We start from the raw sequence: 7,090 nt of genomic DNA, 5'->3' as shown, positions 1-7,090 counted from the left end.
CGGGCCGCCGACCCCCGGGGCACGGGTGAGAGGACGGGCCACCGGTCCGTGCCGCCGACGACGCGGTTTCACCCTTCTCGGGTGAGGACGCGCGGTCCTCGCCGTGAGCACGCTGAGAGGGCAAGGCCGGGCGTCACGGCCGGGCATGGGCAGGACGGAGGAGAGACATGAGTGGGCCGACCTATCTGGCGTACGACTATCCACTGCTGAGCGCCTTCTGGACGATGCTGGTGTTCTTCCTGTGGATCATGTGGTTCGTCCTGCTGTTCCGCGTCATCGTCGACATCTTCCGCGACGACGAGCTGAGCGGCTGGGCCAAGGCAGGCTGGCTGGTGTTCGCCATCGTCCTGCCCTTCCTCGGTGTGTTCGTCTACGTGATCGCCCGTGGCAAGAACATGGGCCGCCGCGAGGTGGCGCAGGCCCGCGCCCAGCAGCAGGCCTTCGACAGCTACATCCGTGAGACCGCCGCCGGCTCCGGCGGCCGGACCACCAGCGTCGACGAACTGACCAGGCTCTCCGAGATCCGTGCCCGCGGTGACATCACCGACGAGGAGTTCCGCCGGGCCAAGGAACTGGTGCTGAGCGGCTCCGGCGCCCCGGAACGCTGACTCACGTCCCCCACCCCTCCGGTCGCCGACCGCGCCCGGAGCCGACACGAAACGAGGCAGCAGCATGGCAACCACACACCACACCCGCCCCACGCGCGAACACTCGGCCAAGCAGGGATGGGCAGTCGGACTGACGGCGTTCGCCGCCGTCATGCTCCTGATCGCCGGTGTCCTCGACGTGATGCGCGGCATCGCGGCGATCGCCGAGGACGACATCTTCCTCACGACCCGCAACTACGTCTACGAGTTCGACCTCACCAGCTGGGGCTGGATCCACCTGATCCTGGGTGCCGTCGCCCTGATCGTGAGCGCCGGGCTGTTCCAGACGTCGACGTGGGCACGTGTCGCTGGCGTGGGCATCGCCTCGCTCATCATCATCGCGAACTTCCTCTCGCTGCCGTACTACCCGGCGTGGTCGATCGTGATGATCGCGATGTCGGGGTTCGTCATCTGGGCCCTGTGCGTGGTGCGCAAGGACGACTCCCTCGCTTCGAGCGACATGTGAGGGGAGGGGGAGGGGAAGGGCACCGCATGAACGGCCGTGGCTCCGCGTCGGGGAGACCGGCCGGTCACGCCGGACAGCGGTCCGGCGGGGGCCCGGACGGAAAATACCCCGGTCAGGGCCCCACCGGAGGCGGCGCCTAGGAGAGCGCCGCCGGCGGGGGCCCCGCCGGCGGGGGTACTGGGTCAGACGCGCCGGTCGGCGCGCACGACCGAACACCATGAAAGGGAGACCCATGTGCCGGTGGCTTGCCTACTCGGGAACGCCTGTGCTGCTCGACACCATCCTGTACAGGCCCGCGCACTCGCTGATCGACCAGAGCCTGCACGCGCGAATGGGTGTGGAGACGACCAACGGCGACGGATTCGGCGTCGGCTGGTACGACACGTCCCCCCACACCCATGCCCCCGCCATCTTCCGGGACATCGGACCGGCGTGGAGCAACCGGAACCTGCGGGAGATCGCCGACCACGTCGAGTCCCCGCTGTTCTTCGCCCACATCCGGGCGACCACCGGCACGGCCGTGCAGCAGACCAACTGCCATCCGTTCCGGCACGGCCGCTGGATGTGGATGCACAACGGTGCGATCGCCGAGTTCCACCGGATGCGCCGGGACCTCGCCCTCGTCGTCGACCCGGAGCTGTTCCTCGACATGGAGGGGTCGACGGACTCCGAGATGATGTTCTACCTGGCGCTCACCTTCGGTCTGGAGGAGGACCCGCCGGGCGCCGTCGCGCGGATGGCGGGCCTGGTGGAGCGGGTCGGCCGTGAGCACGGCGTGGAGTTCCCGCTCCAGATGACGGTGGCCGTCACGGAGGGGCAGCGGCTGTGGGCCTTCCGCTACTCCAGCCAGGGCGCCTCGCGCTCGCTCTACTACAGCACCGATGTGGAGACGCTCCGGTCGCTCCACCCCGACCTGACCTTCCTGCGCGAGGTCTCCGACGACACCCGGCTCGTCGTCTCCGAGCCCCTGGGTGATCTGCCCGGCGCCTGGAACGAGGTTCCGGAGAGCAGCTACGGCGTGGTGCAGCCGGGCGGCGACGAACTGCTCCACTTCACCCCGAGTCCCGAACCCGTTCTCAGCACCTGAGCCCGTTCGCCGCGCCTGAGCTCGTTCTCAGTCCCTGAGCCCGCGCTCAACTCCGGTTGCGGGCGGCCCGGACGAGGGCGTCGAAGAGGTTCTGCTGGGCGGGATCGTCGGCGGCGGTGTCCTCGGGATGCCACTGGACGGCCGTGAACCAGCCGCGCGCACCGATGAGTTCGAGCGCCTCGGCGGTGCCGTCCACCGCGGTGGCCGTCACCTCCAGGCCCGTGCCGAGGCGGTCGACACGCTGGTGGTGGTAGCAGGACGCGTCGACCTTCTCGGCGCCCGTCGCGCGGGCCACCTCCGACGCCGGTCGCAGTGTGACGGGGTGCACGAGATGCCGGTGCTCGCGCTCCGGGCCGCCCATGTCCTGCTCCAGGGTGCCTCCGAGGGCGACGTTGACGACCTGGAGGCCCCGGCAGACCGCCAGCAGCGGCAGCCCCAGGGCGAGCGTCTCGCGGGCGACCGCCAGGTCGAAGGCGTCCTGTGTCTCGTCCACGTCGTACACGGTGGCGTGGGTGTCGGTCGCCCCGTAGCGGTGAGGGGCGAGGTCACCGCCACCGGGCAGCAGGACGCCGTCGAAGCGGGCGAGCCGGTCGGCGACATCGGCTGCGGCCGGGTCGGCGGGGTGCACGCTCACCGGCTCTCCGCCGGCCCGCCACACCGCCTCGATCAGGGCGCGGGCGTTGACCTCGGCGGCGTACCGGAGCGCGGACGTGGTGGCGGCGAACCGGGCCGGAATCGCGATCAGGGGTCGGTGAGGCGTCAGGGGTCGCGTGGGCGTCGGCGGTCGCGTGGAGGAAGGGGTCACAGCTGGATCCAGGTGGTCTTCAGTTCGGTGTACTTGTCGATGGCGTGCGCGGACTTGTCGCGGCCGTTGCCGGACTGCTTCATGCCGCCGAAGGGCACGGTGAGGTCGCCCTCCTCGTAGCAGTTGACCCAGACGGTGCCCGCCTTGAGGGCGCGGGAGACCCGGTGCGCGGTGGACAGGTCGGAGGTCCACAGGCCGGCGGCGAGGCCGTACTCGGTGGCGTTGGCCAGGCGTACGGCCTCGTCCAGGTCGTCGAAGGTCAGCACGGACAGCACCGGGCCGAAGATCTCCTCGCGGGCCAGGCGCATGCCCGGGTCCACCCCGTCGAAGACGGTGGGCCGCAGATAGCTGCCGCCGGTGCCGGTCAGGGTGCGCTCGCCGCCGGTCAGCAGGCGCGCGCCCTCCTCGCGGCCGGTGTCGATGTGGTCGAGGACGCGCTCCAGATGGGCCTCGCCGACCAGGGCGCCCATCTCGGTCGCCGGGTCGAGCGGGTCGCCGACGCGCAGGTCACGGGCGCGGGCCACGATCGCCTCGGTGACGCGCTCGGCGACGGAGGAGTGCACCAGCAGCCGGGAGGGCGCGGTGCACATCTCGCCCTGGTTGAAGAAGATGCCCCAGGCGGCGGTGGCGGCGGCCTTCTCCAGGTCGGGGGCGTCGGGAAGGATGATGTTCGGTGACTTCCCGCCCAACTCCAGCCAGACGCGCTTGAGGTTGGAGTCGGCGGCGTAGCGCAGGAAGTGGCGGCCGACCGCGGTGGAACCGGTGAACGCCAGCACGTCCACGTCCGGGTGCAGCCCGATGGCCCGCCCGGCCACCGGACCGTCGCCGGTGACGACGTTGAGGACCCCCGGCGGCAGTCCGGCCTCGGTGGCGATCCGGCCGAGGAGCAGCGCGGACAGGGGGGAGTTCTCCGACGGCTTCAGGACGACCGTGCAGCCGGCGGCGAGGGCCGGGGCGACCTTCCAACTGGCCAGCGTCAGAGGGAAGTTCCACGGGACGACGGCGCCGACGACCCCGGCCGGCTCGCGGGTGATCAGGGCGAGGGCGTCGGGGGCGGTGTGGGGGGACTCGTCGGTGAGTTTGTCGGCCAGCTGCCCGTACCAGCGGAACGTGTTGATCGCGGCCCGCAGTTCGATCCCGTAGGCGTCCGTGATCGGCTTGCCCATCTCCAGGCTGATGGTGAGGGCCAGCTTCTCCCGGTGTTCTTCGAGGAGTTCGGCGACGCGCAGCAGGATCCGGCCGCGGTCGGCGGGCGCGAGGCGGGGCCAGGGGCCGGAGTCGAAGGCGCGGCGCGCGGCGGCCACGGCCAGGTCGACCTCGGCGGGGCGGGCGTCGGCGACCTCGCGCAGGACGTGTCCGTTGCGGGGCGAGACGACCGTGAACGCGGTGCCTCCGCCCGGCTCGTCCGCCCCGTCGATGTGGTGGTGGGCGGGCAGGTCCAGGTCCTTGGCGCTGCGCAGGAGGTCGTCGTGGGCGAGGGCCGGCATCGGCTCTCCTCTTCCTGAGTCGGGTGGGCGGCAGGTCGGATCGGTGGCGGGAGTGGGCCGACGGCGGCACCAGGGGAGTGGTGCCGCCGTCGGCCGCGGGGCGGGACGTCGGGGTCAGTCGGCGGCCGCGTGGCTCCGTCGGGGTCAGCCCGCGGCGGCGTGGCTCCGTCGGGTCAGTCGGGCCGCGACGAGCCCCAGGGCCAGCACGACGGGCACGGTCAGCTGGAGCCAGAGGGCGGTGGTGGGGTCGCCGCCGATGAGCGTGGTGAAGTTCTCGATGATCAGCCAGATCGCGCCGGCGATGCCGAGGGCGCCCAGGACGGGGGCGATCAGCGTGTTCCAGAGCCGGGTGTCGGCGCGCGAGCGGCGGAAGAAGACGACCACGGACACCGAGGTCAGGAAGTACAGGAGCATGAGCGCGAGGACGGCGACCCCGCTGAACCAGGAGAAGAGGGTCAGTACCGGGTCCTTGCCGAGGAGCGCGAACGGGACGACGAGGGCCACCGCGATCACGGTCTGGACGGTGCCGGCGGCCCAGGGGGAGTGGCGGCCGTTGAGCTTGGTCAGACCGTGCGGCAGCAGACCCTCTCGGCCCAGCGAGAACAGATAGCGGTTGGCGGAGTTGTGGAAGGCGAGGATGCCCGCGAACAGCGAGGTGGCCAGCAGGATCGGCAGGACGTCGCCGGTCCACGCGCCGAACAGGTCGGCGATCGGGGCGAACACCCAGGAGGCGGCGTCGCCGCTCTCCAGTGCCTTGCCCGCGTCCGCCGTCGCCCTGGACGCGCCGTGCGCGGAGACCAGCATCCATGATGTGAAGGCGAAGAAGACGGTGATCACGGCGACCGACAGATAGGTGGCCCGGGGGACGGTTCTCTTCGGTTCCCGCGCCTCCTCGCCGTAGATGGCGGTGGCCTCGAAGCCGAACATCGACGCCACCGCGAACATCAGCGCCACACCCGGGGCGCCCTGGAGGGCCGCGTCCGGCGAGAAGCTGTCGGTGAAGCCGAGCCCTTCGGGGCCGCCGCCCTTGAAGAAGGTCACCAGGGCGAAGGCGATGAGGATGCTGAACTCCGCGAGGACGAACACGGCGAGCACCTTGGCGCCCATCTCGATGCCGGCGGCGCCGAGCACCTGCACGACCGCCATCGTGACCAGCGCCCAGACCCACCAGGCGACGCCGAGGCCGGTGTAGTGCTCGACGAGGCCGCTCATGGTCGCGCCGTACAGCCCGTACATGGCGGCCTGGATCGCGCAGTAGGCGAAGAGTGCCACCCCGGCGCTGCCGGAGCCCGTCGACCGGCCGAGGCCCTTGCCGATGTACGTGTAGAAGGCGCCGGCGTCTACGACGTGGCGGCCCATGGCGACGAAGCCGATGGAGAACAGCAGCACCACCACGCCGGCCGCGACGTACGCGGCGGGGGCGCCGGCCCCGTTGCCGATGACGACGGCGATGGGCACGGCACCGGCGATGCCGGTCAGTGGGGCCTGGGCGGAGAGGACGAAGAAGAGGATGCCCAGGACGCCGAGGGAGTCGGGCTTGAGCCTGCTGGCCGTGGAGTTACCTTGCGAGGTGTGCGGGGCGACCGCCGTCTGACTGTCCACTCGGATCACCTGTCGGGACGGGGAGGGATGGAGGTTCGTTTCGGGTCAAACGAGTTGCCCTATCGTGGGCTTGAACTATCCGTTTGGCAAGGGGGTGAGAGCAAGATTTTCCACTGGGTGGACACCTCCGTGAGCACACCCACCGATCGCGGGCGGACAAGACGACGAGGCCCCGGACGAAACAGTGTCCGGGGCCTCGGAAAGCGCAGGTGGGAGGGGCTACTCGGCGGTGTCCCCGCCGTCGGCGTCGCCGGGGTCGCCGTCGGCGTCGAGGAGCCGCAGCAGACCGCGCAGCCGCTCCACGGCGGCGTCCGTGACCTCCGGCTCGCCCAGCACGAGCTGGTGCAGCACCAGACCGTCGAGCGCGGCGAACACCAGCCGGACCAGCGCCTGGTCGGCGTCGGCCGGCAGCATGCGGCTCAGCTCGCGTCGGGTGGCGTCGAAGTACTCGTCGTAGAGCGCCCTCAACTGAGGCAGCAGCTCCGGGCGGCGGCGGGACTCCAGCAGCAGCTCGTACTGGAACGCCTGCCGCCCGGGGTCCGCCGTGACCATCTCCGACAGACCCGTCGAGAAGTCGGCGACCTTGCCGGTGCCGGGTTCGAGCGAGCTGACGCTCAGCGACGTGCGGATGGTGTGGGCGAGCGCCTCCTCGATCAGCGCGTCCCGCGAGCCGAAGTGGTGGACGACGAGGCCGTGGGTGACCCCGGCCTCCTCCGCGACGGCCCGGTAGGTGAGCTTGCGCAGTCCGCCCCGCGCCACCACCCGGACCGCGGCGTTCAGCAGGGCCTCCCGCCCCTCGCCGTAGTGCAGGCGCTTGCGTGGCTTCCGGCTCTTGGGCGCGTCGGCGGAATCGGTCATGCCGGTGACCCTACCTGTACGGTTCCGGGCCCCCGCGGGGTGTCCCAGGGGCTGCCGTCAAACTGCCGTCGTCGCCCGGACGCCGCAGGGCAGGCGGGAGTTTGACGACAGATCCCAGGGGCCCGCCGTACCGCACCG

7 protein-coding genes are annotated in these 7,090 nt (G+C 71.3%); 3 read left to right on the top strand and 4 right to left on the bottom strand.

The window, feature by feature from the left end:
* Positions 1 to 167 precede the first annotated feature (167 nt).
* The 3 genes from AOK15_RS03020 (at position 168) to AOK15_RS03010 (ending at position 2,200) form a co-directional block, all read left to right on the top strand.
* Entirely contained in the window at positions 168 to 608 is a 441-nt protein-coding gene (locus AOK15_RS03020) for an SHOCT domain-containing protein (RefSeq protein WP_055512435.1), read from the top strand.
* 64 nt (positions 609 to 672) lie between these two features.
* Positions 673 to 1,113: a DUF7144 family membrane protein gene (locus AOK15_RS03015; protein ID WP_055512433.1), complete on the top strand. Its 441-nt coding sequence runs from the start codon at positions 673 to 675 to the stop codon at positions 1,111 to 1,113.
* Between the two features lie 232 nt (positions 1,114 to 1,345).
* Complete coding sequence (locus tag AOK15_RS03010) at positions 1,346 to 2,200, top strand: class II glutamine amidotransferase (RefSeq protein ID WP_055512432.1); 855 nt, start codon at positions 1,346 to 1,348, stop codon at positions 2,198 to 2,200.
* A 46-nt stretch (positions 2,201 to 2,246) separates the two neighbouring features.
* On the opposite strand, the gene AOK15_RS03005 is transcribed toward AOK15_RS03010, so the two are convergent.
* From AOK15_RS03005 to AOK15_RS02990, 4 genes are all read right to left on the bottom strand, one after another.
* Positions 2,247 to 3,005: a gamma-glutamyl-gamma-aminobutyrate hydrolase family protein gene (locus AOK15_RS03005; RefSeq protein ID WP_240508283.1), complete on the bottom strand. Its 759-nt coding sequence runs from the start codon at positions 3,003 to 3,005 to the stop codon at positions 2,247 to 2,249.
* Positions 3,002 to 4,492 carry an aldehyde dehydrogenase gene (locus AOK15_RS03000; RefSeq protein ID WP_055512430.1) on the bottom strand — a complete coding sequence of 497 codons (1,491 nt, stop codon included), beginning with the start codon at positions 4,490 to 4,492 and terminating at the stop codon, positions 3,002 to 3,004. The genes AOK15_RS03005 and AOK15_RS03000 overlap by 4 nt, the downstream gene beginning before the upstream one ends.
* 144 nt (positions 4,493 to 4,636) lie before the next feature.
* Entirely contained in the window at positions 4,637 to 6,094 is a 1,458-nt protein-coding gene (locus AOK15_RS02995; protein WP_055512428.1) for an APC family permease, read from the bottom strand.
* 219 nt (positions 6,095 to 6,313) lie between these two features.
* Positions 6,314 to 6,952, bottom strand: a complete 639-nt coding sequence (locus AOK15_RS02990) for a TetR/AcrR family transcriptional regulator (protein WP_055512426.1) — start codon at positions 6,950 to 6,952, stop codon at positions 6,314 to 6,316.
* Positions 6,953 to 7,090 lie beyond the last annotated feature (138 nt).

It is taken from the genome of Streptomyces ossamyceticus (assembly GCF_001418475.1).
Lineage (GTDB): Bacteria > Actinomycetota > Actinomycetes > Streptomycetales > Streptomycetaceae > Streptomyces > Streptomyces ossamyceticus.
This window is presented reverse-complemented; position numbering and strand designations above follow the sequence as displayed.